Origin of the sequence: Streptomyces sp. Ru71 (assembly GCF_002920535.1) — a bacterium.
Taxonomy (GTDB): domain Bacteria; phylum Actinomycetota; class Actinomycetes; order Streptomycetales; family Streptomycetaceae; genus Streptomyces.
The window spans coordinates 20,313-46,095 of sequence record NZ_PQSS01000043.1; the positions used below are offsets into that span (position 1 = coordinate 20,313).

The 25,783-nt window shown below is 72.3% G+C and carries 25 protein-coding genes; 13 read left to right on the top strand and 12 right to left on the bottom strand.

Translation table 11 applies throughout. From position 1 onward, the window contains the following. Positions 1-61: 61 nt before the first annotated feature. The 5 genes from C3489_RS23625 to C3489_RS23645 all read right to left on the bottom strand — a co-directional run bounded on the left by C3489_RS23625 (position 62) and on the right by C3489_RS23645 (position 6,046). Positions 62-787 carry an aspartate/glutamate racemase family protein gene (locus C3489_RS23625; protein ID WP_103784045.1) on the bottom strand — a complete coding sequence of 242 codons (726 nt, stop codon included), beginning with the start codon at positions 785-787 and terminating at the stop codon, positions 62-64. Between the two features lie 44 nt (positions 788-831). Further along, positions 832-2,313 (bottom strand): NCS1 family nucleobase:cation symporter-1, encoded by a 1,482-nt coding sequence (locus C3489_RS23630; protein WP_103784046.1) that lies wholly within the window; start codon positions 2,311-2,313, stop codon positions 832-834. Positions 2,314-2,540: 227 nt separating this feature from the next. Continuing rightward, entirely contained in the window at positions 2,541-3,731 is a 1,191-nt protein-coding gene (locus tag C3489_RS23635) for an amidohydrolase (RefSeq protein WP_103784047.1), read from the bottom strand. Between the two features lie 46 nt (positions 3,732-3,777). Continuing rightward, on the bottom strand, positions 3,778-5,061 hold the full coding sequence (locus C3489_RS23640; protein WP_103784048.1) for an amidohydrolase family protein: 1,284 nt from the start codon (positions 5,059-5,061) through the stop codon (positions 3,778-3,780). Positions 5,062-5,224: 163 nt separating this feature from the next. Then, positions 5,225-6,046, bottom strand: coding sequence for a GntR family transcriptional regulator (locus tag C3489_RS23645; RefSeq protein ID WP_103784049.1), 822 nt, complete (start codon positions 6,044-6,046; stop codon positions 5,225-5,227). Positions 6,047-6,370: 324 nt separating this feature from the next. Here C3489_RS23645 and C3489_RS23650 point away from each other — a divergent pair, with 324 nt between their 5' ends. The 4 genes from C3489_RS23650 (at position 6,371) to C3489_RS23665 (ending at position 11,081) form a co-directional block, all read left to right on the top strand. After that, positions 6,371-7,648 (top strand): extracellular solute-binding protein, encoded by a 1,278-nt coding sequence (locus C3489_RS23650; protein WP_103784050.1) that lies wholly within the window; start codon positions 6,371-6,373, stop codon positions 7,646-7,648. Positions 7,649-7,730: 82 nt separating this feature from the next. Further along, positions 7,731-8,729: a carbohydrate ABC transporter permease gene (locus C3489_RS23655; RefSeq protein WP_181139813.1), complete on the top strand. Its 999-nt coding sequence runs from the start codon at positions 7,731-7,733 to the stop codon at positions 8,727-8,729. Continuing rightward, entirely contained in the window at positions 8,726-9,556 is an 831-nt protein-coding gene (locus C3489_RS23660) for a carbohydrate ABC transporter permease (protein WP_103784052.1), read from the top strand. Before C3489_RS23655 ends, C3489_RS23660 begins: the two co-directional genes overlap by 4 nt. A gap of 7 nt (positions 9,557-9,563) precedes the next feature. Further along, positions 9,564-11,081, top strand: a complete 1,518-nt coding sequence (locus C3489_RS23665) for a glycoside hydrolase family 3 protein (protein ID WP_103784053.1) — start codon at positions 9,564-9,566, stop codon at positions 11,079-11,081. Between the two features lie 342 nt (positions 11,082-11,423). On the opposite strand, the gene C3489_RS23670 is transcribed toward C3489_RS23665, so the two are convergent. From C3489_RS23670 to C3489_RS23685, 4 genes are read right to left on the bottom strand one after another with little or no spacing between them, the layout of a single operon-like run. Continuing rightward, positions 11,424-12,554 (bottom strand): XdhC/CoxI family protein, encoded by a 1,131-nt coding sequence (locus tag C3489_RS23670; RefSeq protein WP_103784054.1) that lies wholly within the window; start codon positions 12,552-12,554, stop codon positions 11,424-11,426. Further along, positions 12,547-14,673, bottom strand: a complete 2,127-nt coding sequence (locus tag C3489_RS23675; RefSeq protein ID WP_103784055.1) for a xanthine dehydrogenase family protein molybdopterin-binding subunit — start codon at positions 14,671-14,673, stop codon at positions 12,547-12,549. The genes C3489_RS23670 and C3489_RS23675 overlap by 8 nt, the downstream gene beginning before the upstream one ends. Next, positions 14,670-15,662, bottom strand: a complete 993-nt coding sequence (locus C3489_RS23680) for a xanthine dehydrogenase family protein subunit M (RefSeq protein ID WP_103784056.1) — start codon at positions 15,660-15,662, stop codon at positions 14,670-14,672. Before C3489_RS23680 ends, C3489_RS23675 begins: the two co-directional genes overlap by 4 nt. Then, the gene (locus C3489_RS23685; protein WP_103784057.1) at positions 15,659-16,225 is read right to left on the bottom strand and encodes a (2Fe-2S)-binding protein; all 567 of its coding nucleotides are present in this window, start codon (positions 16,223-16,225) and stop codon (positions 15,659-15,661) included. The genes C3489_RS23680 and C3489_RS23685 overlap by 4 nt, the downstream gene beginning before the upstream one ends. A gap of 227 nt (positions 16,226-16,452) precedes the next feature. On the opposite strand from C3489_RS23685, the gene C3489_RS23690 reads away from it, so the two are divergent. The 3 genes from C3489_RS23690 to C3489_RS23700 all read left to right on the top strand — a co-directional run bounded on the left by C3489_RS23690 (position 16,453) and on the right by C3489_RS23700 (position 18,283). After that, positions 16,453-17,052, top strand: a complete 600-nt coding sequence (locus tag C3489_RS23690; RefSeq protein WP_103784058.1) for a TetR/AcrR family transcriptional regulator — start codon at positions 16,453-16,455, stop codon at positions 17,050-17,052. 165 nt (positions 17,053-17,217) lie between these two features. Next, positions 17,218-17,421, top strand: a complete 204-nt coding sequence (locus tag C3489_RS23695) for a cold-shock protein (RefSeq protein WP_103784059.1) — start codon at positions 17,218-17,220, stop codon at positions 17,419-17,421. Positions 17,422-17,593: 172 nt separating this feature from the next. Next, entirely contained in the window at positions 17,594-18,283 is a 690-nt protein-coding gene (locus tag C3489_RS23700) for a triacylglycerol lipase (protein ID WP_219821972.1), read from the top strand. Between the two features lie 3 nt (positions 18,284-18,286). On the opposite strand, the gene C3489_RS23705 is transcribed toward C3489_RS23700, so the two are convergent. Then, entirely contained in the window at positions 18,287-19,102 is an 816-nt protein-coding gene (locus C3489_RS23705; RefSeq protein WP_103784061.1) for a DUF427 domain-containing protein, read from the bottom strand. Between the two features lie 43 nt (positions 19,103-19,145). Further along, the gene (locus C3489_RS23710; RefSeq protein WP_103784062.1) at positions 19,146-19,568 is read right to left on the bottom strand and encodes a secondary thiamine-phosphate synthase enzyme YjbQ; all 423 of its coding nucleotides are present in this window, start codon (positions 19,566-19,568) and stop codon (positions 19,146-19,148) included. 122 nt (positions 19,569-19,690) lie between these two features. Between C3489_RS23710 and C3489_RS40060 the strand changes: the two genes are divergently transcribed. The 6 genes from C3489_RS40060 (at position 19,691) to C3489_RS23735 (ending at position 24,829) form a co-directional block, all read left to right on the top strand. Next, positions 19,691-19,774: a putative leader peptide gene (locus C3489_RS40060; RefSeq protein ID WP_374936770.1), complete on the top strand. Its 84-nt coding sequence runs from the start codon at positions 19,691-19,693 to the stop codon at positions 19,772-19,774. 114 nt (positions 19,775-19,888) lie between these two features. Further along, entirely contained in the window at positions 19,889-20,764 is an 876-nt protein-coding gene (locus tag C3489_RS23715; protein WP_103784063.1) for an ABC transporter permease, read from the top strand. Then, positions 20,737-21,477: an ABC transporter ATP-binding protein gene (locus tag C3489_RS23720; protein ID WP_103784064.1), complete on the top strand. Its 741-nt coding sequence runs from the start codon at positions 20,737-20,739 to the stop codon at positions 21,475-21,477. Before C3489_RS23715 ends, C3489_RS23720 begins: the two co-directional genes overlap by 28 nt. Before the next feature lie 45 nt (positions 21,478-21,522). Continuing rightward, the gene (locus tag C3489_RS23725; RefSeq protein WP_103784065.1) at positions 21,523-22,551 is read left to right on the top strand and encodes an ABC transporter substrate-binding protein; all 1,029 of its coding nucleotides are present in this window, start codon (positions 21,523-21,525) and stop codon (positions 22,549-22,551) included. Position 22,552: 1 nt separating this feature from the next. Beyond that, positions 22,553-23,698, top strand: coding sequence for an LLM class flavin-dependent oxidoreductase (locus tag C3489_RS23730; protein ID WP_103784066.1), 1,146 nt, complete (start codon positions 22,553-22,555; stop codon positions 23,696-23,698). A gap of 45 nt (positions 23,699-23,743) precedes the next feature. Continuing rightward, entirely contained in the window at positions 23,744-24,829 is a 1,086-nt protein-coding gene (locus C3489_RS23735; RefSeq protein ID WP_103784067.1) for an NAD(P)-binding domain-containing protein, read from the top strand. A gap of 12 nt (positions 24,830-24,841) precedes the next feature. Here C3489_RS23735 and mltG read toward each other — a convergent pair whose 3' ends face one another. Beyond that, a complete protein-coding gene (mltG, locus tag C3489_RS23740; protein WP_103784068.1) occupies positions 24,842-25,753 on the bottom strand; it encodes an endolytic transglycosylase MltG in 912 nt (303 codons plus the stop codon). Positions 25,754-25,783: the final 30 nt, after the last annotated feature.

Consider the following 25,783-nt stretch of genomic DNA (forward strand, 5'->3'; position numbering starts at 1 on the left):
TGTGCCGAGGGGACCAAGCCACAGTGACCTTAGCCGGTGGCGGGAGAAGGGCGGGCGGGGGTCAGCGGGCCCTGGGCGGCCAGTTGGCGATCAGCTTGGGGCGCGGCCGGGCGTAGGTGCGCACCTTCGACGTGGTCAGCCCCAGGCGGACCAGGGACTCGGCGATGGTGACGGCCGCCGCGACCCCGTCGACGACGGGCACCCCGGTGCGTTCCACGACGCGCTCGGCGAGGCCGGCCATGCCGCCGCAGCCCAGGCAGATCACCTCCGCCCGGTCGTGCTCGACGGCGTACGCGGCCTGTTCGACGATGGCGTCCACGGCGACCTTCTCGTCCTCCTCCAGGTCCAGCACGGCGAGGCCGCTGGCCCGCACGGAGGCGCAGCGGGCGCTCAGCCCGGCCGCGTGCAGGCGCTCCTCGATGAGCGGGACCGTGCGGTCGAGGGTGGTGACGACGGAGTAGCTGCGGCCGAGGAACTGCGCGGTGCTCGCGGCGGCCTCGGTGATGTCGACGACGGGCACGTCGAGCAGTTCCTGCAGCCCCTCGCGGCCGTGCTCGCCGTAGCCGGCCTGGACGACGGCGTCGAAGTGGCCCTCGTAGGCGCGCACGGTCTCCATCACGGCGATGGCGGCGAGGTAGCTCTCGTAGTTGCCCTCGACGGACTCCGCGCCGAACAGCGGGGTGAGCGGGACGATCTCGGTGCCGGGCGAGGCCGCCGCGGCCGCCTGCCGGCCGATGGCGTCGGTGATGGACTGCGTGGTGTTGACGTTGACGACGAGGATGCGCATGGGTGGGCTTTCTGGGTGGCGTGGCCGGCTCGGGCCGGTCGGGCTCATTCGGCGGCCACGGCGATGGCCTCGCCGTCGACGTCCCGGGCGGCCGCGGAGCGGTCGGCGACGACCGCGTGGACGGCGGCGGCGAGGATCGCGCCGATGAACCACGAGAACCCGGCCGCGGCGTGGAAGGACGGGACGAGGGCCACGGTGACGGCGATGGCGGCGCTGGGCAGGAAGGCGGCGACGGCGCGCGGGTTGTAGCCGCGCCGGTAGTGGTAGTCGCCGCCGGCGTCCTCGGTGTACAGGTCGGGCACGTTGACGCGGGAGCGGCGCAGCAGCCAGTAGTCGGCCATGACGACGCCGAACAGTGGGCCGAGGAGCGCGCCGAGGCCGCCGAGGAAGTAGTTGACGACGATCGGGCTGTTGTAGAGGTTCCAGGGGGTGATGACCAGGCCGAGCACCGCGCTGACCAGTCCGGCCCTGCGGAAGTCCAGGCTGCGCGGGAAGAGGTTGACCAGGGCGTAGATCGGGGCGACGAAGTTGGCCAGCAGGTTGACGGCGACGGTCAGGGCGATCAGCGCGAGGGAGGCGACGGCGAGCAGGGCCATGTTGGGGATGGTCCGCACGATGTCCGTCGGGCTCGTGATGACGTGCCCGTCGAGCTTGAACTGGGCGCCGCTGAGGACGGAGACGATCGCGGCGAAGAAGAGCATGTTCACCGGGATGCCGATGACGTTGCCGCGCACGATGGCCCCGCGGCTGCGGGCGGAGCGGGTGAAGTCGCAGAAGTTCAGCACGAACGTGCCGTAGATGACCACCCACAGCGCGGCGGCCTGGAGGATCTGCAGCCACATCGCCCCGCCGGTGAGGGGGTCGCCGACGGACAGCGAGATGGAGCCGCCGGCGCGGAAGAACATCCAGGCGGCGAGGGCGCACATGGTGATCAGGGTGGTGGGTGCCGCGAAGGCCATGTAGCGGCGGATCATCTGCATGCCGTAGCTGACGATGAGCACCTGGAGGCCCCACAGGACCAGGAAGGTGATCCAGCCGAGGGTGGACTGGCCGAGCAGCGAGTCGTCGTCGAGCCGGCCGAGGCCGGGGAACATGGCGACGAGCAGGGTGCTCAGCACGGACGAGGCCAGGTAGGTCTGGATGCCGAACCAGGCGATGGCGACCAGGCCGCGCACGCCGGCCGGGATCTTCGCGCCGTGGATGCCGAAGGCGATGCGGCTCATGACCGGGAACGGCACACCGGTCTTGTGTCCCATGAAGCCGGACAGGGTGAGCAGCAGGAAGAGCAGGACGGACGCGAGCGCGAAGGCGGCCAGGATGCCCCACACGTTCAGGCCCAGCGCGAACAGTCCGATGGCGAAAGCGTAGTTGCCGAGGCTGTGCACGTCGTTGGCCCACAGGGTGAAGACGTTGTAGGCGCCCCAGCGGCGCCCTTCCTTCTTCGTGGGGGCGAGATCGTACGTGTAGAGACCAGGGCTCGGGGTGCTGCTGGTCTCCACGGACGACCGGTTGTCCAGCGCGGTCATACGGGACTCCGGGAGGGGGAGAAGCGGGAACTTTCAGAGGTTTCCACAAAGTGGAAGGTAACTTCCGCGCGAATGAACGTAGTTTTCACCGAAGACCACCGTCAAGAGGTGGGGACAGAACTTGCGGAATGGTTTTTACCGGGCGAAAAAGGGCAGCGCGAACCGGCCCGCGCCTCAAGGGCTCGCACGGGGTGATTCGCGCTGCTGTGAAGGTGTTTGAGGTGCCGTCAGATCAGTCGGCCGGCGCGGGCCACGACCCTCCCGCCGTGCACCACGGCCTCCCGGGGCGGCAGATCGACCAGGACCTGCGGCAGGCACTCGCCGTCGACGAGGACGAAGTCGGCCGGAGCGCCCGGGGCGAGGTCGGCACGGGGCAGCCCGAGCACGTCGGCCCCACCGTGGGTCGCGACGTCCAGGCAGGCGGACAGCTCCTCGTCCAGGCGCACGTCGGTGACCCAGCCCAGCAGATGCGCGCGGTGCAGCAGGTCGGCGTTGCCGAACGGACTCCAGGAGTCGCGCACTCCGTCCGAACCGAGCCCGATCCGCACCCCGTGGGCACGCAGCCGCGTGATCGGCAGCACGAGGTCACGGCTCGGCGCCACGGTCGTCAGGGCGATGTCCAGCTCGGCCAACTCCCCTGCCAGCGGGGCGAGGTCCGCGTCGGACAGGAAGGGCAGGCAGAAGACGTGGCTGACGGTGACCCGGCCGTGCAGGCCGAGGGCCCGGGTGCGGTCGAGGACGGCGCGCAGGACCGTGAGTCCGCGCTCGTCCCGGTCGTGCAGATGGAGGTCGATGCCGGTGCCGTAGCGGTCGGCCAGCCCGAAGAGCAGGTCGAGCTGTTCGTCCATCGCGTCGTCGAAGCCGATCGGGTCGATGCCGCCGACCACGTCCACGGCCTTGCTGCGGGCGGCCTCGGTGAGCAGTTCGGCGGTCCCGGGGGCGCGGACGACGCCGTGCTGCGGGAAGGCGACGATCTGGACGTCGAGGGCGTGCCGGAGGCGGTCGCGCGCCTCGGCGACGCCCTCGACGCCGGCCAGACCGTAGGCGGGGGCCACATCGGCGTGCGCGCGCATCGCGCGGGTGCCGCGGGTGACGGCGTGCGCCATGAGCGTGTGCGCCCGTTCGGCCACCGGTCGCTGCTGTGCGCGGAAGAGTTCAGCGTCCTGGGCGGCGTACTCGGCGATCGTGCCGGCCGGTTTCCGGGACACCCAGGGGCCGCCCCAGGTGGTCTTGTCGGGGTGGATGTGCGCGTCCACCAGGCCCGGCAGGGCGATCCGTCCCCCGCCGTCGACGACCAGGGCGCCGGGGGGCGCCGGCTCGCCGCTGACGAGTCCGTCGACGACGACCAGGTCCACCGGGGGCCCGGCCCCGAGGGGCCGCACGTTGCGGAAGACGACGGGCGGGGACGGGGGCGGCATGGGGCTCCTTGGCGTGGGGGTGAGGCGGTTGCGCGGGCGGGCGGCGTCAGAGGGCCTGGCCCGCGCGGACGACGTGCGCCGGCCGGGTCAGCACCGTCAGGTCGGACAGCGGGTCGCCGGCCAGCAGCACGGCGTCGCCCGCGCAGCCGGGGGCCAGCCGGCCAACCGTGCCGTCGAGGCCGAGCAGCCGGGCGGCGCCGGTGGTCGCCGTGCGGATCGCGTCCAGCGGGGACAGTCCGGCGCTGTGCACCAGGACCACCTCACCGCCGATGGGGCTGACGTCGCCGCCGGCGGAGTCGGTGCCGGCGGCCAGAGGGACTCCAAGCGCGTGCGCGGCCCGTACGGCCTCCTTCAGCACGGGCAGGAACGTGCGCCCCCGCTCGTCGAGGACCGGGTTCGGGTCGCCCACCATGCCCGCGATGGCGGTGAGGGTGGGTGTGAAGAACGTCCCGCGGCGTGCCATCTCGTGCAGGGTGCGCTCGGCGACGAACACCCCGTGCTCCAGCGAGCGGATGCCGGCGCGCACCGCGTCGTCGCACCCCTTGGCGCTGTAGCTGTGGCACAGCACGCCCTTGCCGCGCCGGCGGGCCGCCGCGACCACCTCGGAGAGCTGCTCGTAGGAGTAGACCTGGGTGAGCGGGTCCTGGTCCGGCACTCCGGCACGCTCGTTGACCCGGGTCTTGATGACGTCCGCGCCACGGGCGAGGTTGACGTCGACGACGCGCCGCAGGGCGTCGGCGGACCGTACACCGTCCTTGAGCGCGGTCAGCGGCGCGAGGTCGGGGTCGGCGAGCACCGACTCGCCGAGGTCGGGGGTGACGAAGACGCCCGCGGCCGTCAGGCGCGGCGCCCGGGTGGGCAGCCGGCGGGCGAGCTCCCGTACGGCGATGTCCTGGTAGAAGGTGGTGGAGCCGCTGCGGACGCTGGTGGCGCCCTGGGTGAGCGCGGCGCGCGCCTCGGTGACGGTGCTGAGGTGGATATGGGCGTCGACCAGGCCGGGCAGCACCCAGTGGCCGTGTGCGTCGAGCCGCCGTGCGTCCGCCGGGACGGGGGCCTTGCCGCGCCGGCCGGCCCACCGCACGGTGCCCCCGCGGATCACGACGACCGCGTCCTCGGTGACCTCGCCGGTGGCCGGGTCCAGCAGGGTGCCGCCCTCGATGACCAGATCACCGGCGGGGCCGCCGGGCTCCGTCCCGCGGGCCGGTCCGGCCGCCGCCTCCGGTGCGGCGCCGGCCAGCACAGTGGCCGTCCCGGCGAGTGCGGCCGCGCCCGCGAGGACGCCGCGCCGGGTGAGCCGGCTGGGAGGCGGGGGGACGGATTCCAGACACATGGAGGCTCCTGAGACCTGGGGGACGTGCAGCAGGCCTCCGTTTTGTATACCAAAATTCAGCCAGGCCACAAGGGTCGTTGACGTGCGGGCACGCGGAGGGCAGGATTTTGGTATCCAATTTTCGAGGGCGGGAGGTCCCCCACCGAGCGCGCGGCGCCCCGGCTCACCTCGCCGGACGCGTCAGTGTGGCCATGAACTTGTAGCGCGAGCCGCGGTACACCGAGCGGACCCACTCCACCGGCCGGCCCTCGGCGTCCCGGGAGTGGCGCGACAGCAGCAGCATCGGCAGGCCGACGTCCGTACCGAGCAACCCGGCCTCCCGGGGGGTCGCCAGCGAGGTCTCGATCGTCTCGTCGGCCTCCGCGAGCCGTACGCCGTACTGCTCGGCCAGCGCCGTGTAGAGGGAGGTGTACTTGGCCAGGTTGCGGCGCAGACCCGGGAAGCGGCCGTCCGGCAGATGGGTCGCCTCGATGGCCATCGGCTCACCGCCGGCCAGCCGCAGCCGCTCCACGCGCAGCACCCGCTCACCGGTCGCCACGCCGAGCAGTCCGGCCAGCTCGGCGTCCGCGCTGACGTACCCGATGTCCAGCACCTGCGAGGCCGGCCGCAGCCCCTGGGCCTCCATGTCCTCCGTGTAGGACGTCAGGTCGAGGGTCCGGCACACCTTGGGGCGCGCGACGAAGGTGCCCTTGCCCTGGATGCGGTCCAGCCGGCCCTCGCCGACCAGTTCCTGCAGGGCCTTGCGGACGGTGGTGCGGGAGGTGCGGAACTCCACGGCGAGCAGCCGTTCCGGCGGCATGGACGCGCCGGGCGCTCGCGCCTCGGTCATCTCCAGCAGCTTCTTCTTGATCCGGTAGTACTTGGGCTCGCGTTCGGCGCGGTCCGCGTACCCGGGCGCCGCCGGCCCGTCCCCGCGCCCGGACCCCGCCCGCCCGGCGTGTTCCGGCACCCGTCCCTCCTGGGCACTGCTGACGTCGGTGCTCATGACCCGCCTTCCCGGCTCCCGGTGCCCGAGCCGGCCGACGACCGGCGGCCGTGGCCCGCTCAGCGGTTCACCGTTATAGCGGGGAGATCGACACTTGGTCTAGTCCAACCCTCCACGCCCCCTCGATGTCCGCGCCGGTGACGTTCCGGTCACGACGGACATCGGGGTCGCGAACACCCCTTGACAGCCCCATAGGTCTAGGCCAAGCTCGCGGTGCTGGTCTACACCATTTGAGGCCAGGTCCCCAGCCCCGCGTGCAGCAGCGCCGTTTACGCAGGTCACCGCCGAGGGCGTGGGTGAGAGGTATTCCTTAGGAGGGGTGGCGTGAAGCGCAAGCTGGTATCCGCGATCGGGCTCGCAGGCATCTTGATGTCCGTCGCGGCATGCGGGGGCGGCAGCGACGACAACGGCAAGGACGCCGGGCCGGAGGGCTCCAAGGGCCAGACGCTGACCGTGTGGACGATGGACGGCTCGGCGCCGGCCCAGTGGACCAAGGACGTGCAGGCGGCCTTCGAGCAGAAGACCGGCGCCAAGGTCAAGTTCGAGATCCAGAAGTGGGACGGGATCCAGCAGAAGATCACCACCGCCCTGTCGGAGTCCAACCCGCCGGACGTCATCGAGGTCGGCAACACCCAGACCCCGTCCTACGCGGCCACCGGCGGCCTCGCCGAACTGGGCGACCTGAAGCAGGAGATCGGCGCCGACTGGACCCCGTCCGTCTCCGCCTCCTCCGTCTACGAGGGCAAGCAGTACGCCGCCCCCTGGTACTTCGCCAACCGCATCGTCATCTACAACAAGAAGATCTGGGCGCAGGCCGGCATCAAGGACACCCCCAAGACGCGGGACGAGTTCTTCAAGGACCTGGAGACCATCGGCAAGAAGACCGACGCCGAGCCGATCTACATGCCCGGCCAGAACTGGTACTTCCTCGACGGCCTGATCATCGGTCAGGGCGCCGACCTGGTGAAGAAGGACGGCGACAAGTACGTCTCCAACCTCGGCGACCCGAAGGTCTCCGCGGCCATGGAGATCTACAAGAAGTACGCCTCCTACTCCAAGGCCCCGAAGGACAAGGACGAGGCCACCCCGCAGCAGGCCGAGGTGTTCGCCAAGGGCAAGACCGGCGCGTTCATCGGCATGGGCTGGGAGGCCGCCACCGCCGTCACCGCCAACAAGGCCATCGAGAAGGACCTCGGCTACTTCACCATCCCCGGCGCCACCGCCGGCAAGCCCGAGAGCGTCTTCCTCGGCGGCTCCAACCTCGCCGTCGCCGCGGGCAGCAAGAAGCAGGACCTGGCCAAGGAGTTCCTGAAGATCGCCCTGTCCGACAAGTTCGAGGGCGAGCTGGCCAAGCTCAACGGCATCGTGCCGAACAAGGAGTCCCTGCAGAGCAACCTCCAGGGCAACGCCGTCGCCGAGGCCGCCGCGCCGGCCGCCGCCGTCGGCGGCACCACGCCGCTCATCCCCGAGTGGGCCGCGGTGGAGAACACGCCGAACCCGATCAAGAGCTACATGACCGCGGTCCTCAACGGCAAGGCGCCGGCGGACGCGGCCAAGGACGTCGAGGCCGAGATCAACAAGCGTCTCGCCCAGAAGAACTGACGATCCCAGGCCGGGGGCGGCCGCCACGCCGCCCCCGGCCCCTCATGTGTTGCTCGTACGGCCACGGAAGAGACGGCAAGCCATGCCAGTGCAGACCGAAGGCACGGACACGGCCGGGGGGCCCGGTGTCCGCAAGGCCGAGGCTCCTTCACCCCCGCGTGACGGGACCCGCACCACCACACCCGCGCGCGGCCGACGGAACGCCGCCCCCTACCTGCTCCTGCTGCCCGCGCTGCTCGCCACCCTGATCCTGCTCGGCGTACCGCTGGTGAAGAACGGCATGCTGTCGTTCCAGAACCTCAACCCGCGCCAGCTGATCCTGCACCTCACCGAGTGGAACGGCGTCGACAACTACCGCGAGGTGCTGACCAGCGCCGACTTCTGGCGGGTCGTCAAGCGCTCGGTGCTGTTCACCGCGGCCAACGTCGCGCTGATCATGCTGCTGGGCACCCTGACCGGCCTGCTGCTCGCCCGGCTCGGCAAGAAGATGCGGCTGCTGCTCCTGCTCGGCCTGGTGCTGGCCTGGGCGATGCCCGTCATCGCCGCCACCACCGTCTACCAGTGGCTGTTCGCCCAGCGCTTCGGCGTCGTCAACTGGGTGCTGGACAGGCTCGGCTGGCACTCGATGGCCGACTACAACTGGATGGGCACGCAGTTCTCCACGTTCTCCGTGATCACGCTGCTGATCGTGTGGCAGTCCATCCCGTTCGTGGCGATCAACCTCTACGCCGCCACGACCACCATCCCGCGCGAGCTGTACGAGGCCGCTTCCCTGGACGGCGCCGGCACCTGGCAGAGCTTCACCTCGGTGACGTTCCCCTTCCTGCGGCCGTTCCTGTACTCCACGACGTTCCTTGAGGTCATCTGGGTCTTCAAGGCGTTCCCGCAGGTCTTCGCGATGAACGAGGGCGGCCCGGACCGGCTCACCGAGACCCTGCCGGTCTACGCGTTCGTGGAGGGCGTCGGCAACCAGCACTTCGGCATGGGCGCCGCGATCTCCTTCCTGACCGTCCTGGTCCTGCTCGCCCTCACCTCGTACTACCTGCGCATCGTGCTCAAGCAAGAGGAGGACGAGCTGTGAAGCGCTCGATCTTCGGCCGCATCTGGCCCAACGCGACCGCCGTCATCCTCTTCGTGGCCTTCGCGTTCCCCGTCTACTGGATGTTCGCCACGGCCCTGAAGCCGACCGGCGACATCATCGCCGAGGACCCGGTGTGGTTCCCGACGGACGTCACCTTCGAGCACTTCGACAAGGCGGTGCACGCGGACCACTTCTGGACCCTGGTGGGGAACTCGGTCACCGTGACCGTGCTCGCGGTGCTGATGTCGCTCGTCATCGCCCTGTTCGCGTCGTTCGCCCTCGCCCGGATGCGCTTCCGGGGGCGGGGCGCGTTCATCGTGACCTTCATGCTGGCGCAGATGGCGCCCTGGGAAGTCATGATCATCGCCAACTACATGCTGGTGCGCGACAGCGACATGCTCGACAGCCTCATGCCGCTCACCGTCTTCTACATGATGATGGTGCTGCCGTTCACGATCCTCACGCTGCGCGGCTATGTGGCCGCCGTGCCCAAGGAGCTGGAGGAGTCCGCGATGGTCGACGGCTGCACGCGCGTCCAGGCCTTCGTGAAGGTGATCTTCCCGCTGCTGGCGCCCGGGCTCATGGCCACCTCGCTGTTCGGGTTCATCACCGCCTGGAACGAGTATCCGCTGGTCCTGATCCTCAACAAGAGCATCGAGAAGCAGACGCTCCCGCTGTGGATCTCCCAGTTCCGCACCGCCTTCGGTGACGACTGGGGCGCCACGATGGCCGCCTCGTCGCTGTTCGCCCTGCCCATCCTGGTCCTCTTCGTCTTCCTGCAGCGCAAGGCCGTCAGCGGCCTCACCGACGGCGCCGTGAAGGGATAACGCCCCGATGACGACATTCACCAGCACCGCGTCCGGCAGCGGCTCGGCCGCGGGCGACACCGTCGCGCGTGACGCGCTCGCCGTGCTGCAGCCGGGTTTCGCCGGCACCACCGCTCCGGACTGGGTGCGCCGCCGGCTCGGCGAGGGCCTGGTCTCCGTCGGTCTGTTCGGCCGCAACGTCGCCACCGCCGAGCAGGTCGCGGCCCTGACCGCCGAGCTGCGGGCGGAGCGGGACGACGTCCTGGTCGCCATCGACGAGGAGAGCGGCGACGTCACCCGCCTGGAGGTGCACACCGGTTCGTCCTTCCCCGGCAACCACGCCCTCGGCGCGGTCGACGACACCGAGCTGACCCGTCGTGTGGCCCGCGAGCTGGGCCGCCGGCTCGCCGCGTGCGGCGTCACCTTCAACTGGGCGCCGTCCGCCGACGTCAACGCCAACCCGGACAACCCGGTGATCGGCGTGCGTTCCTTCGGTGCCGATCCGGGGCTGGTGTCCCGGCACACCGCCGCCTACGTCGAGGGGCTGCAGTCGGTGGGGATCGCCGCCTGCACCAAGCACTTCCCCGGCCACGGCGACACCGGTGTCGACTCCCACCTCGCCCTGCCGCGCATCGACGCCGACGCGGCCACGCTGCGGGACAGGGAGCTCGCACCGTTCCGGGCGGCCATCGCGGCCGGCACGCGTGCGGTGATGAGCGCCCACATCCTGGTGCCCGCCCTCGACCCGGACCGCCCGGCCACGCTCTCCCGCCCCATCCTGACCGACCTGCTGCGCGGCGAACTCGGCTACGAGGGGCTGATCGTCACGGACGGCATGGAGATGCGCGCCATCTCCGGGACGTACGGCATCGAGCGGGGCACGGTCCTGGCCCTCGCGGCGGGCGCGGACGCGATCTGCGTCGGCGGCGGGCTGTGCGACGAGGACATCGTGCTGCGGCTGCGCGACGCGCTCGTGGCCGCCGTCCGCGCCGGCGAGCTGCCCGAGGAGCGGCTGGCCGACGCCGCCGCCCGGGTGCGTGAGCTGGCCCGGTGGACCGCCAAGGCCACCCGCGAGGCGGACCCGGCCGGGGCGCCGGAGCCGGAGGTCGGGCTCGTCGCGGCCCGCCGCGCGGTCACCGTGACGCGGGGCGGGAGGGAGGCGGGGCCGGTGACGGAGCCGGTGTACGTCGCCACGTTCAGCCCCACGCCCAACATCGCCGTCGGGGACGAGACGCCGTGGGGCGTGGGCGTCGAACTGGAACGCCTGCTGCCGGGCACGACGTCCGGGGTCTTCACCGGTGACGGCGCGGGCGCCGCGGCGCTCACCGCTGCGCAGGGCCGCCGTGTCGTCGCGGTGGTCCGCGACGAGCACCGGCACGCCTGGATGGGGACCGCCCTGGACACGCTGCTCGCCGCCCGCCCCGACACGGTCGTGGTGGAGATGGGTGTCCCGCAGGCCACGCCCCGCGGCGCCCTGCACCTGGCCACCCACGGCGCGGCCCGGGTGTGCGCGGTGGCGGCGGCAGAGCGGATCGCCGGCGACTGACCGTGCCGGGCGCCGGCGCCGGGCCGCCGCTGGTGCCGCGCGGTGCGACCGCCGTACGGCGGGCCGTCCCCGCGCGGTGAGACCGGGACCGCGCCATGCAGCGGGTGCTCCCGTGCCGCGCGACCGGGCCCGCGTCGGGCGGCGGGTACTCCCGGCCGTTCACGGACTCCGTGCCATGCGGCCGGGCCCACGCTGTGCGGCGGGCCGTCCCGCGCCGTGCAACGGAGCCCGCGCCATGCGGCCGGGCCCACGCTGGGCGTCCTGGGCCTTGCCTCAGACGCCCCCGGCGGCAGCCGCACGGCGACGCGCCGCCATGAACCCCGCCGTAGGGCGGCGGCGTGCTCAGGCCGCCACAGTGCGGGCGTCCCGGTCCCGGTGGATCGGCGTGTCCGTGCCGGTCAGCGGAAGCCCCGTGCCGCCCCGGCGCGCGGCGACGATCTCGGCGGCGATGGACAGCGCGGTCTCCTCGGGCGTACGGGCGCCGAGGTCGAGGCCGATCGGGGAGCGCAGCCGGGCCAGCTCACGCTCGCTCAGGCCGGCCTCCCGCAGCCGCCGGTCGCGGTCCTCGTGGGTGCGGCGCGAGCCCATCGCCCCGACGAACGCGACCGGCATCCGCAGCGCCACGGTCAGCAGCGGCACGTCGAAGCGGGCGTCGTGGGTGAGCACGCACAGCACGGTCCGCGCGTCGGTACGGGTGTCCTGCAGATAGCGGTGCGGCCAGTCCACGACCACCTCGTCGGCGTCCGGGAACCGGGCCGGGGTGGCGAAGACCGGGCGGGCGTCGCACACCGTGACGTGGTAGCCGAGGAACTTCCCGGCGCGGACCAGGGCGGCGGCGAAGTCGACCGCGCCGAAGACGATCATCCGTGGCGGCGGCACGTTCGACTCGACCAGCAAGGTGAGCCCGCCAGGGCAGTGCGTGCCGTCCTCGGCGAGTTCGACGGTGCCGGTCCGGCCGGCCTCCAGCAGGGCCCGGGCCTGCGCCGCCGCCGTGCGGTCGAGGTCCGGGTGGCCGCCGAGGGTGCCGTCCACGCCGCCGTCGCCGCGGACCAGCAGGGCACGGCCGAGCAGTCCGTCCGGCCCGGCGGCGACGCGGGCCAGGGCGACCGGCTCACCGCGCCCGGCGGCGGCGAGCGCGGCGGTCGAGGGGCCCTTGTCCGGCCCGCGGAACGGGGTGACCAGGATGTCGATCACCCCGCCGCAGGTCAGGCCGACCGCGAAGGCGTCCTCGTCGCTGTAGCCGAAGCGTTCCCGGACGCTGACTCCGTCGGCGAGCGCCTGCACGCACAGCTCGTACACCGCTCCCTCGACGCAGCCGCCGGAGACCGAGCCGATCACGGTGCCGTCGGTGTCGACGGCCAGCGCGGCGCCCGGTCCGCGCGGGGCGCTGCCGCCGACGGCCACGACGGTGGCGACGGCGAAGTCCCGGCCCTCCTCGGCCCAGCGGTGCAGCTGCGCGGCGATCTCAAGCACGCGGCGGCTCCGCGCGCAGCACGCGGTCGGGCCGGATCGGCAGGGCGCGGTGGCGTACGCCGGTGGCGTGCCAGACCGCGTTGGCGATCGCCGCCGCGGCGCCGACGATGCCGATCTCGCCCACGCCCCGGATGCCGATCGGGTCGTCGGGGTCGACGTCCTCGATCCAGTCGGCCTCGACCAGGGGGACGTCGGCGTGGGTGGCGACGTGGTAGCCCGCGAGGTCGGCGCCGACGACACCGCCCGAGGCCCGGTCGCGGGCGGCCTCCTCGTGCAGGGCCATGGACAGGCCCCAGATCATGCCGCCGACGAGCTGGTTGCGGGCGGTGAGCGGGTTGACGATCCGGCCCGCGGAGAAGATCCCGAGCATCCGCCGCACCCGCACCTCACCGGTGCCGACGTCCACGGCGACCTCGGCGAACTGGGCGCCGAAGGAGTGCCGTTCCTTCTGGGTGAGAGCGCCGACGGCCTGGGTCGTGTCGGAGCGCACGGTGAGGCCCTCCGGCGGGATGCCGGTGCCGAGGGCGAGCCGTTCACGCAGTTCGGTGGCCGCGCCGGTGACGGCCCACGCCCAGGAGCGGGTGCCCATGGACCCGCCGGCGATCCACGCCTGCCCGAGGTCGCTGTCGCCGATGAGCACCCGGACGCGTTCCGGCGTCGTTTCGAGCGCGTCGGCGGCGATCAGGGTCAGTGCGGTGCGGGCGCCGGTGCCGATGTCGGCGGCGTTGACGCGCACGGTGAAGGTGCCGTCCGCCTCGGCGGTGACGGTGGCCGTGGAGGGGGCGGACCCGGCCGGGAAGGAGGCCGCCGCGGTGCCGGTGCCGATCAGCCAGCGTCCCTCGCGGCGCAGGCCGGGGCGCGGGTCGCGGTCGGCCCAGCCGAACCGGCGGGCGCCTTCCTCGAAGCAGGCGATCAGGTGGCGGCTCGCGAACGGCAGCCCGGACACCGGTCCGGCTTCGGGTTCGTTGCGTACGCGCAGCGCGATCGGGTCCAGGCCCAGCCGCTCGGCGAGTTCGTCGAACGCCGACTCCAGCGCGAACGACCCCGGTGCCTCACCCGGCGCGCGCATCCAGGTCGGGGTCGGCACGTCGAGCCGTACCACCCGGTTGGCCGTGTGGTGGGCGTCGGCGTCGTACATCACCCGGGCGGGTCCGGCGCCGGACTCGACGAACTCGTGGACGGTGGAGGTCAGGCTGAGGCAGCTGTGCTCCAGGGCGCGCAGCCGCCCGGTGGCGTCGGCGCCGAGCCGGATCCGCTGCCGGGTGGGGCTGCGGTAGCCGGCCAGCGAGAACATCTGACGCCGTGTCATCACCACGCGCACCGGCCGCTGGAGGGCGGTCGCGGCGAGCGCGGCGGCGACCTGGTGCGCGCGCACGCCCTTGCTGCCGAAGCCGCCGCCGACGTGCTCGGAGCGCACGTGCACCGCGGCGGGGTCGAGGGAGAAGAGCAGCGCGAGCTCGTGCGCGACCCACATGGTGCCCTGGTTGGAGTCGACGATCTCCAGCCGGCCGCCGTCCCAGTGCGCGGTGGCCGCGTGCGGCTCCATCATGGCGTGGTGTTCCTCGGGCGTGGTGTACTCGGCGTCCACGACCGTGTCGGAGGCGGCGAGTTCGGCCGCCAGATCGCCCTTGGCGGCGACGCCGGGCATGTACCCGTCCACCGAGTAGGCCTCGTCGTCGCCCGCGCCGGCGAAGTCGACGTCGTGCGGCTGCTGTTCGTAGTGCACGACGAGTGCCTCGGCGGCCTCCCTGGCCTGCTCGGACGTCTCGGCGACGACGAGTGCGACCGGCCAGCCCAGGTGGGGCACGCGGTCGTGCTGGAAGAGCGCGGAGGTCCGGTCGGGTGTGCCGAGCAGGCCGGTGTACTCGGTGTCCAGGCGCGGGGCGTTGCCGTGGTGCAGGACGGTGAGGACACCGGGCATCTCCAGCACGGGGCCGGTGTCGATCGAGGTGATGCGGCCGCGCGCGACGGCCGAGGTGACCAGCCAGCCGTGGGCGAGCCCGGCGAAGGGGATCTCGCCGGCGTAGCGGGCGGCTCCGGTGACCTTGTCGCGTCCCTCGACCCGGGTGTGGGGGGTGCCGACGGCGCGCGCGGTGGTGGCGGTGGTGGTCGTGGTCATCGGGCGGTCTCCTCGGCGAGTTCGGTGAGCACGGCCACGACGAGGTTGCGCATCAGGGTCACCTTGTATCCGTTGTCGGGCAGCGGGTCGGCGGCCGCCAGTTCGGCGTCGGCGGCCGCGGCGAAGGCGTCCGGGCCGGCCGTCGCCCCGGTCAGCGCGCGTTCGGCGGTGCGGGCCCGCCAGGGCCGGGAGGCGACCGCGCCGAGGGCGAGCCGTACGTCGTGCACGACGCCGTCGCGGACGTCGAGGGCGGCGGCGACGGAGCCGATCGCGAAGGCGTACGAGGCACGCTCGCGCACCTTGCGGTAGCGGGAGTGGGCGGCGACCGGCGCGGGCGGCAGGGTGACGCCGGTGATCAGCGCACCCGGCGGCAGCGCGGTCTCCCGGTGCGGGGTGTCGCCGACCGGCAGGTAGAGGTCGGCGAGCGGCACCTCGCCCGGCCCGTCGGCGGTCTCGTAGGTGACGACGGCGTCGAAGGCGGCCAGCGCCACCGCCATGTCGGAGGGGTGGACGGCCACGCAGTGCTCGGAGGCGCCCAGGATGGCGTGGCCCCGGTGCTCGCCGGTGCGGGCGGGGCAACCGCTGCCGGGGGCGCGCTTGTTGCAGGGCTGGGTGACGTCGGTGAAGTAGCCGCAGCGGGTGCGCTGGAGCAGGTTCCCGGCGACCGTGGCCATGTTGCGCAGCTGCCCGGAGGCACCGGCCAGGACGGCCTGGGCGAGGGCGGGGTAGCGGCGGCGGACGTCGGGGTGGGCGGCGAGGTCGCTGTTGGTGACGGTCGCGCCGATGCGCAGGCCGCCGTCCGGTGTCGACTCGACGCGGTCCAGGGGGAGTTCGCGGACGTCGACGAGGCGGGCGGGCCGTTCGACACCGGTCTTCATCAGGTCGACGAGGTTGGTGCCGCCGCCGAGGTAACGGGCGTCCGGGTCGGCGCCGAGCAGGGCGACCGCGCCGGCGACGTCCGTGGCGCGCTGGTAGCCGAACTCCTTCATGCCGCCGCCTCCTCACCGGTGGCGGTGCGCTCCTGCGCGGCGCGGGTGATCGCCTGGACGATCGACACGTAGGCGCCGCAGCGGCACAGGTTGCCGCTCATCCGCTCGCGGATCTCCTCGGGTGTCAGCGGCGGCGGTCCCGCCTCGGGCCGTACGTCGTCGGTGGCGGCACTGGGCCAGCCCCGCGCGTGTTCCTCGATCATCGCCACGGCGGAGCAGATCTGGCCGGGGGTGCAGTAGCCGCACTGATAGCCGTCGAGGTCGAGGAAGGCCTGCTGGACGGGGTGCAGCTCCGCTCCCTCGGCCAGGCCCTCGACGGTGGTGATCTCCCGGCCCTCGGCCGCCACCGCGAACTGCAGGCAGGCCACGGTGCGGCGCCCGTCGACCAGGACGGTACAGGCGCCGCACTGCCCCTGGTCGCAGCCCTTCTTCGTGCCGGTGAGGTCGAGCCGCTCGCGCAGGGCGTCGAGCAGGGTGGTGCGGTGGTCGACGGTCAGCGTGTGCTTCTCGCCGTTGATGTGCAGGGTGACGGCGCTGTGGGTCGACGGCGGTGCGGTGGCCATGGTCAGCCTTCTTTCACGAAGAGCAGGCGGAGAGACAGCGACGAGGAGGAGGGGGAAACGGGACGACGCAGAGTGACGGTCGGGAGCGCGGGCGAGACGTCCGCGCAGGCAGGCGCTATGGTGACGGTGACGCTAACCGGACAGCTGTCCACTAGAGCATTGAACCTAACGGACAGCTGTCCGCTTAGCAAGGCCGGGTTCGGGCCACGAACCCATGAGGAGGACCCGTGCAGCCGAAGAAGGACGCACCCGGCACACCGCGCCGCTCCGACGCCCAGCGCAACCGCGAGCGCATCCTGGAAGTGGCCCTGGCCGAACTCACCCGCGACGCCGACGTCCCGCTGAGCCAGATCGCCAAGAAGGCGGGAGTGGGACAGGGCACGTTCTACCGCAACTTCCCGAGCCGGGAGGCGCTCGTGCTGGAGGTCTACCGGCACGAGATGCAGCAGGTCGCCGACAGCGCGGGCGAGCTGCTGCGCGGCCGCGAACCCCAGCGGGCACTGCGCGCCTGGATGGACCATCTGGCCCGGTTCGCGATGACCAAGGCGGGCCTGGCCGACGCCCTCCGCCAGGCCACCAGCGCGCCGGGCGGCCCGGCGAAACCGTCGCCCACCCCGGTGGCCGAGGCGGCCGAGCGCCTGCTGCGCGCCAACGAGGAGGCAGGCACGATCCGCCCCGGTGTGAGCGTGGACGACTTCATGCTCGCCCTGTCCGGCCTGTGGCAGGTCGGCACGCACGAGGACGCCCACGCGCGCGCCACCCGCCTCCTGGACCTCGTCATGGACGGACTGCGCGCCGGGGCACCGGGCGGACCTGTGCTACGGTGAATGTGTTGCAGTTTTGGTACCCATGACTTTGTGCGCGCCTGACGGTTTGTGACCATCAGGCGCGTTGTTTTGTGCCGGGGGCTTCTCCGGTCGGGGTCATTGCGGCGACCGGGTGTTTCGCACGGTGTGAAACGCCCGTCACTACCCCATGCGGAGGAGAAAATCATGGCCAGCGGCACCGTGAAGTGGTTCAACTCGGAAAAGGGCTTCGGCTTCATCCAGCAGGACGGCGGCGGCCCGGACGTGTTCGCGCACTACTCGAACATCGCCACCCAGGGCTTCCGTGAGCTGCAGGAGGGCCAGCGCGTGACCTTCGACGTCACGCAGGGCCAGAAGGGCCCGCAGGCGGAGAACATCCTCCCGGCCTGACGCCCACGCCTTTGAAGGGCCCGCACCCGCTCGGGGTGCGGGCCCTTCGGCATGCCGCCACGAAAACCGTGCACACCTCTTGACCCCGGGCGGTTACCGGCCAGTACGCTCACGCCGCCACCCCCTCACACCGGTGTACGACCTCCCCATACCGCTCCTGTGAGGACCCCCCGTGAACAGACCCCTCATGGCCGCTGCCCTGGCTGCCGCCGGAACCCTCCTCGCCGCCTGGACGTCCGTCCCCGCCCAGGCGTCGACCAGCTCCACGTTCACCTCCACCAGCAACCCCGTCCTCTTCGTACACGGCTACAGCGGTGACGGCAGCAACTGGAACACCATGGCCGACCGCTTCCGCACCGACGGCTGGCCGTCCTCCTACCTCGACCAGTGGACCTACGACTGGCACCAGTCGAACACCACGACCGCCCAGCAGCTCTCCGCCGAGGTCGACCGCCTGCTCGCGGCCACCGGCGCCACCAAGGTGGACATCGTCAGCCACTCCATGGGCGGGCTCTCCTCCCGCTCCTACCTCAAGAACCTCGGCGGCACCGCCAAGGTCGACGCCTGGGTGTCCCTGGGCGGCCCCAACCACGGCACCGACACCGCCAACACCTGCTTCGACACGTCCTGCACCGAGATGCGCATCGGCTCGGACTTCCTCGCCGCCCTCAACTCCGGCGACGAGACACCGGGCTCCCCCCGTTACGCGACCTGGTGGTCACCCTGCGACACCGTGATCAACCCCGACAGCTCCGTCGCACTCGCGGGCGCGGCCAACACCAAGACGGCCTGCCTGAGCCACACCGGCCTGCTCTCCGACGCGACCGTCTACGCCCAGACCCGGGACATGATCAACTCCTGAACGTCATGACTGCGGACGCTGCGAGAGCACCCCGGTGAAGTAGGTGACGGGGCGTTCCCGGCGTTCGCCGTCGACGGTGATGTCGGTCGCCTCGTTGTAGAAGGCGAGGAGTCCCCGGATCGGACCGACCGCGGGCAGCGGGTCCGGGTAGCTCCAGACGACGTTCGCGGGGACGTCCGGCCCGCCGCGCCAGGACCAGTACTCCGCCGTGCCCTTGTAGGGGCAGCCGGTGTGGTGGCCGGTGGGCTCGAACAGGTCGAGGCGGACGTCCTCGCGCGGGATGTAGTAGCGCGTGGGAAGGCCGGTCTCGAACAACAGCACCGGGTGGCGGGTGTCCGCGACGACCGTGCCGTCGATCTCGACCACCACATGGCGGCTGCTCGGGAGGGCGTCCACGCGTTTGTGCGGGTCACGGGGGTGGACGAAGATCTCTTCCTCCTCCTCGTACCAGTGGTCGAGGCCCCGGCCGGCACGCCGGAACCATTCGAACGCGATGTGGCCGGCGAGGTCGGCGGCCGGGAAGGTCCAGGCGGCGTTCTCCAGCACCTCGCCCTCGACGTCGAGGTCGTAGAAGATCCGCGAGCCGGTGTGCGTGCCCGTCCGAGCGTTCTTCGCGGGGCGGAGCAGGTCCTCGCGGACCTCCGCGCGCGGGAAGGCGTACAAGGGGACGGGGACATCCGGCTCCCAGACCAGGACGGGGTGCCGGCTGTCGACGACCGTCACCTCGCCCTTGCGCCCGCGTACCCAGCGCTCGCAGGGTTCCCACAGGAGGCCTTCCGGGGTGGTCCGCACGCCTTGTGCGGAGGGAAAGGTGGTCATGATCGGTCCTCCTCCGGCCGGCTCGCGCCGCTTCCGGGCCCGTTCAGCCCAGGAAACTCAGCCGCACCTGCCGGTGCGGGTTGTCCTTGTTGGTGTCGACCAGGCACACCGACTGCCAGGTACCCAGCTCCAGGCGGCCGCCGATGACGGGAAGCGTGGCGTGCGGCGGGACGAGGGCCGGCAGGACGTGGTCGCGGCCGTGGCCGGGGCTGCCGTGGCGGTGCTGCCAGCGGTCGTCGGCCGGCAGCAGGGTGTGCAGCGCGGCGAGAAGGTCGTCGTCGCTGCCGGCGCCGGTCTCGATCACGGCGATTCCCGCGGTCGCGTGCGGGACGAAGACGTTGAGCAGGCCGTCGCGGCCGGCGGCCGCCTCCCGCAGGAAGGCCTCGCAGTCGCCGGTGAGGTCGACGACGGCCTCCCGGGAGCCGGAGGACACGTTCAGCACTCGGGTGGTGAAGGCATCGGACATGGGCCCATCCTCACCCATCGCCGCCCTTTCACGCCGAACGAACCGCCCGCCTGCTGAAACCACCGTCCAACCGGCGAGACGCCCGTTGACCTTGACGCCGACAGGTGGCTACGTTCGTGCGCATGTTGCGTACAGCCCTGCTCACCACGCGCGGTCACATCGACCTGCTGCGGGTGGCCTCCGCCGCGTGTCTCCGCGGCTGCTGACGCCTTCTCACCTCCTCACCCGCGCCTGACGCTCCGCTGAACCCGCGTTCGCCGAGCCGGGCGTGCGCGCGTGCGCCTCCCTTCGGCCTCACCGCTCTCTCCCCTGGAGCATCCATGAGCATCAGCCATGCCCCACCCAGCTCTTCACAGACGGATATTTCCGTCATATCCGCCAGTAAAGCCGCACCCGACCTCGAACCCCTCGTCCCCGCCTCCTCCCGCCGCACCCGCGTCCCCCGCTGGCTGCGCCGCACCGCCGGCCCGCTCCTGCTGCTGGCGCTGTGGCAACTCCTCAGCGCCACCGGTGTGTTGCCCGCCGACGTGCTCGCCTCCCCGGGGCGGATCGCCGAGGTCGGCCGGGACCTGATCGCGGACGGCTCACTGCCCTCGGCCATGGGCACCTCCCTGCGGCGGGTCGCCGCCGGACTGCTGCTCGGCGCGGTCGTCGGCACCGGACTCGCCCTGGTCTCCGGGCTGTTCCGGATCGGCGAGGACCTGGTGGACGCGCCGGTGCAGATGCTGCGGACCGTGCCGTTCGTCGGTCTCATCCCGCTGTTCATCATCTGGTTCGGCATCGGCGAGGCCCCCAAGATCGCCATCATCACCCTCGGTGTGACCTTCCCGCTCTACCTCAACGTGTACGCCGGAATCCGCGGTGTGGACGCCCAGTTGATCGAGGCCGGGGAATCGCTGGGTCTCACCCGGTGGGGGCTCGTGCGGCACGTGGTGCTGCCGGGCGCGCTGCCCGGAGCCATGACGGGGCTGCGCTACTCCCTCGGCGTCGCCTGGCTCGCCCTGGTCTTCGCCGAGCAGGTCAACGCCGACTCCGGCATCGGGTTCCTGATGGTGCAGGCGCGCGACTTCCTGCGCACCGACGTGATCGTCGTCTGCCTCATCGTCTACGCCTTCCTCGGCCTGCTCGCCGACTTCGTCGTCCGTACCCTCGAAAGGCTGCTGCTGCAATGGCGACCGACGTTCACGGGCCGCTGACCGCGCGCTCCGCGGTCCGCGTCGAGGGGCTCAACCGCTCCTTCGACGGCCGCAAGGTCATCGACGACCTCCGACTCGACGTCCGCCCCGGGGAGTTCGTCGCCCTGCTCGGCCGCAGCGGCTGCGGCAAGTCCACCCTGCTGCGCATCCTCGCCGGTCTCGACCGGGACATCGAGGGCACGGTGCTGGTGCCGCGCCGCAAGGCCGTCGCCTTCCAGGCGCCCCGGCTGATGCCGTGGAAGAAGGTGTGGCGCAACGTCCTGCTCGGGCTGCCCGGCAAGCCCGAACGCGCCGTCGCCGAACGGGCGCTTGAGGAGGTCGGCCTCGGCCACCGCTTTGACGCCTGGCCCAAGACGCTGTCCGGCGGCGAGGCCCAGCGCGCCTCGCTGGCCCGCGCCCTGGTGCGGGAGCCCGATCTGCTGCTGCTCGACGAGCCGTTCGGCGCGCTCGACGCGCTCACCCGGATCAAGGCCCAGCGCCTGGTCGGCGAGTTGTGGCAGCGGCGCGGCTGCGCGGTGCTGCTCGTCACGCACGACGTCGAGGAGGCCGTGCTGCTCGCCGACCGGGTGCTGGTGATGGACGGCGGTGTCATCGCCCACGAGCAGCGCATCGACCTGGACCGCCCGCGCGACATCACCGACCCGCGCTTCGCCGAACTGCGCGCCGCGCTCCTGGAGCGCCTCGGTGTGGACACCGCCGCCGAAGCCGCCTGAACCAAGCCCCCCCCTTTCGAAGACCTGCCGAAGAACGGAACCCTGATGCGACGACGTCTCGTCCCCGCCGCCCTGCTCCTCCCCCTCGCTCTCCTGGTCTCCGCCTGCGGCGGCTCCTCCGCCGCGCGGACGGGCGGTGGCGGCACCGACGGCAAGGGCTCCCTCACCCTGAACGTCGGTGACCAGAAGGGCGGTTCCGAGGCCGTCCTGCGCGCCGCCGGCGAACTCAAGGACCTGGACTACAAGATCAAGTGGTCCACCTTCACCTCCGGCCCACCGCTGCTGGAGGCCGTCAACGCCCGCGCCGTCGACATCGGCGGCGTCGGCAACACCCCGCCGGTCTTCGCGGCCGGCGCCGGCTCGAAGATCACGGTGGTGGCGGCCTGGCACGGCACGTCCAAGGGCGACACCATCCTCGTACCGAACGACTCGAAGCTGAGCAGCCCGCGGCAGCTCAAGGGGCACTCCGTCGCCGTGGCGCAGGGCTCCTCCGCGCACTACCAGCTGGTCGCGTCCCTGCGGAAGGCCGGACTCACGCTCGGCGACGTGAAGGTCAAGTACCTCCAGCCGGCCGACGCGCTGGCCGCGTTCACCTCCGGCAAGGTCGACGCGTGGGCGGTGTGGGACCCGTACTCCTCGCAGGTGCTGCAGGGCAAGCGGGGGCGGGTGCTGACGACCGGGGACGGCGTCACCAACGGACTCACCTTCCAGGTGGCCGCGCCCTCGGCCCTGAAGGACCCGAAGAAGGCCGCCGCCGTCCAGGACTTCCTCCAGCGGCTGCGGCGTGCCCAGGACTGGGTGTACACGCACCCGGAGGAGTGGGCCAGGGTGTGGGCGAAGGACACCGGGCTGCCCTACGAGGTGGCACTGGCCGCCGTGAAGCGCACCTACGGCACCCGGGTCCCGGTCGCCGTCGACCAGCCGCTGATCGCTTCCGAGCAGCAGATCGCGGACACGTTCGCCGAGCTGAAACTGATCCCGCGCAAGGTGGACTTCGGCGACTTCACCGACACCCGGTTCAACGGCACCCTGCCGGCGTCGACGACGGCGCCCCGGCCCTCGAAGGAGTCCTGAGATGACGGTCCGACTGCACTGGTTCCTGCCCACGGGCGGGGACGGCCGGACCCTCGTGGACCGGCACGCCTACGGCCCCGGGACCGCCCGCAAGGTAAGCGGGGTGCGCGCACCCGACCTGGACTACCTCGCGCAGATCGCCAAGGCGGCCGAGCGCCTGGGCTTCGAGGCGGTGCTGACGCCGACCGGCACCTGGTGCGAGGACGCCTGGCTGACCACCGTGGCGCTCGCGCAGCACACCGAGCGGCTGAAGTTCCTGGTGGCGTTCCGGCCGGGGCTGCTGTCGCCGACGCTGGCCGCGCAGATGGCGTCGACCTATCAGCGGCTGACGGGCGGGCGGCTGCTGCTCAACGTGGTCACCGGCGGCGACTCGGCCGAACAGCGCCGCTTCGGCGACCGGCTGGACCACGACAGGCGCTACGCCCGCACCGACGAGTTCCTGTCGGTGGTGCGCGGCGTGTGGCGCGGTGCGCCGTACGACTTCGACGGCGAGCACTACCAGATCGAGGGCGGGCTGACCGCGCTGCCGCCGGACCCGGTGCCGCAGCTGTTCTTCGGCGGGTCGTCACCGGCCGCCGGGCCGGTCGCGGCGCGTCACGCGGATGTCTACCTGACGTGGGGCGAACCGCCCGCACAGGTGAAGGAGAAGATCGACTGGATCCGCTCCCTCGCCGAGCGGGAGGAGCGCACGGTCCGGTTCGGGGTGCGGCTGCACACCATCTCCCGTGACTCCGCCGCGGAGGCCTGGGCGAGTGCGAACCGGCTGCTGGACGACCTCGACGCGGACACCGTCGCCGCGGCGCAGGCCGCGCTCGGGCGCAGCGAGTCGGTCGGGCAGCAGCGGATGCTGGCCCTGCACGGCGGCTCTCGGGACAAGCTGGAGATCCATCCCAATCTGTGGGCGGGCGTCGGACTGGTCCGGGGCGGGGCGGGGACCGCGCTGGTCGGCAGCCACGCCGAGGTCGCGGACCGGATCGAGGAGTACCACGCGCTGGGTGTCGAGCATTTCGTGCTCTCCGGTTATCCGCACCTGGAGGAGGCGTACTGGTTCGGGGAGGGCGTGATCCCCGAGCTGGCCGCGCGGGGGCTGCTGGCCGGTGAGGCGGTGTCCGGCGGTGCGCCGCTGCTCGTCGCGAGCGGGCGGTGAGGCCCCGGAGGGAAGATCCACGGCCGCGCGGGCGTTAGTAGAAACGTGAACGAACTGCGCGAGGTCGAGGTCGTCGTCGTGGGCGCCGGTCAGGCGGGTCTGTCCGGCGCCTACCACCTGTCCCGCACCGGATTCGCCCCCGAGCGAGACTTCGTGGTGCTGGACCACTCCCCCGGCCCGGGCGGCGCGTGGCAGTTCCGGTGGCCGTCGCTGACGTACGGCAAGGTGCACGGGATGCACGCGCTGCCGGGTATGGAACTGACCGGCGCGGACCCGCGGCGGCCGTCGTCGCAGGTCATCGCCGAGTACTTCGCGGCGTACGAGCGCGCGTTCGATCTGCGGGTGCGGCGGCCCGTCGACGTGCACGCGGTGCGGGAGGGCACCGGCGGGCGGCTGCTCGTCGAGACCTCCGAGGGCGTGTGGTCGACGCGGGCGCTGATCAACGCCACCGGCACCTGGGACCGGCCGTTCTGGCCGCGCTACCCCGGCCAGGACACCTTCCGCGGGCACCAGCTGCACACGGCGCGGTACCCGGGGCCCGAGTGGTTCGCCAGGCGGCGGGTCGTCGTGGTCGGCGGGGGCGCCTCCGGCACCCAGCATCTGCTGGAGCTGGCCCCCTTCGCGGCGGCCACCACCTGGGTCACCCGCCGGCCTCCGGTCTTCCGCGAGGGCCCCTTCGACGAGGACGCGGGCCGCGCGGCGGTCGCGCTGGTGGAGGAGCGGGTGCGGCAGGGTCTGCCGCCGCGCAGTGTCGTGTCGGTCACCGGTCTGCCGCTGAACGACGCGATACGGCAGGGTCTCGCGGACGGCGTCCTGGACCGCCGGCCCATGTTCGACCGGATCACGCCCGACGGTGTGGAGTGGAACGACGGGCGGCGCGTCGAGGCGGACGTGATCCTTTGGGCGACCGGATTCCGGCCGGTCATCGACCATCTGGCACCGCTGCGGCTGCGTGAGCCGGGCGGCGGCATCCGCGTCGAGGGCACGCGCGCGGTCGCCGATCCGCGCGTCCACCTCGTCGGCTACGGCCCGTCGGCCAGCACGATCGGCGCGAACCGGGCCGGGCGTGCGGCCGTACGGGACATCAGGCGGCTGTTGCGGGAACGGGACGCGGAGCCGCTGGCGGCCTGACGCCCCGCCGGCTCACCGGCCGCTGTGCTGGTTGCGGTTGAACTCGGCCACGTTGCGCTCGTGTTCGGCGTAGTCGGCGGTGAAGCGGGTGTCGCCGGGCTTGACCGTGACGAAGTACAGCCAGTCGCCCGGGGTCGGGTTGATCGCGGCGTGCAGCGCGTCCTCGCCCGGGTTGTCGATCGGGGTGGGCGGCAGACCCATGCGTTCATAGGAGTTGTAGGGGCTCTGCACACGGGTGTCGGCGGTGGTGGTGCGCAGCGTGGAGCGTCCCAGCGCGTAGTTGATGGTGGAGTCCATCTGCAGCGGCATGCCCCGCTCCAGCCGGTTGAAGACGACCCGGGCCACCTTGCCCATGTCCGCCTTGGTGGCGGCCTCGGCCTGCACGATGCTGGCGATGGTGACCGCCTGGTAGACGTTGAGCGCGTTGCGCTGGGCGCCGGCGGCGACGGGCGTGGCGGCGAACGTGCGGTTCGCGGTGTCGACCATCGTCGCGAGCAGCTGCTCCGGCGTCGCCCGGCCCTTGTCGGGCAGCGGGTACGTCGCCGGGAAGAGGTAGCCCTCCGGGTTGCCGCCCGCGTCGCTCGGCAGCCTCAGCTGGGCCTTGGCCAGGGACTTCCTGGTGCTGCCCGGTGGCAGGGCGAGTGCCTTGTCGACGGCGGCGTAGACCTGGGCGGCACGCCAGCCCTCCGGGACGACCAAGGTCGCGCTCTGGCCGGCCCGCTCGCCGCCCAGGACCAGCAGCGGCACGGCCACGGCGGTGGCGGCCACGAAGGCTCCGGCCGCGATGAGGACGGCACGGCCGCGGCGGGTCAGCCGGATCGTGCCGCTCCCGTGTCCCGCCCTGGACCGGGCCCCGCTCGGGAACCTCGTGCTCCGGTTGCCGCTCCCGCTCCTCGGCCTGCGTGGCGGTGTGTTCCTGTCCATGCGGGCACGGTATCCGGCATTTGGTTACAA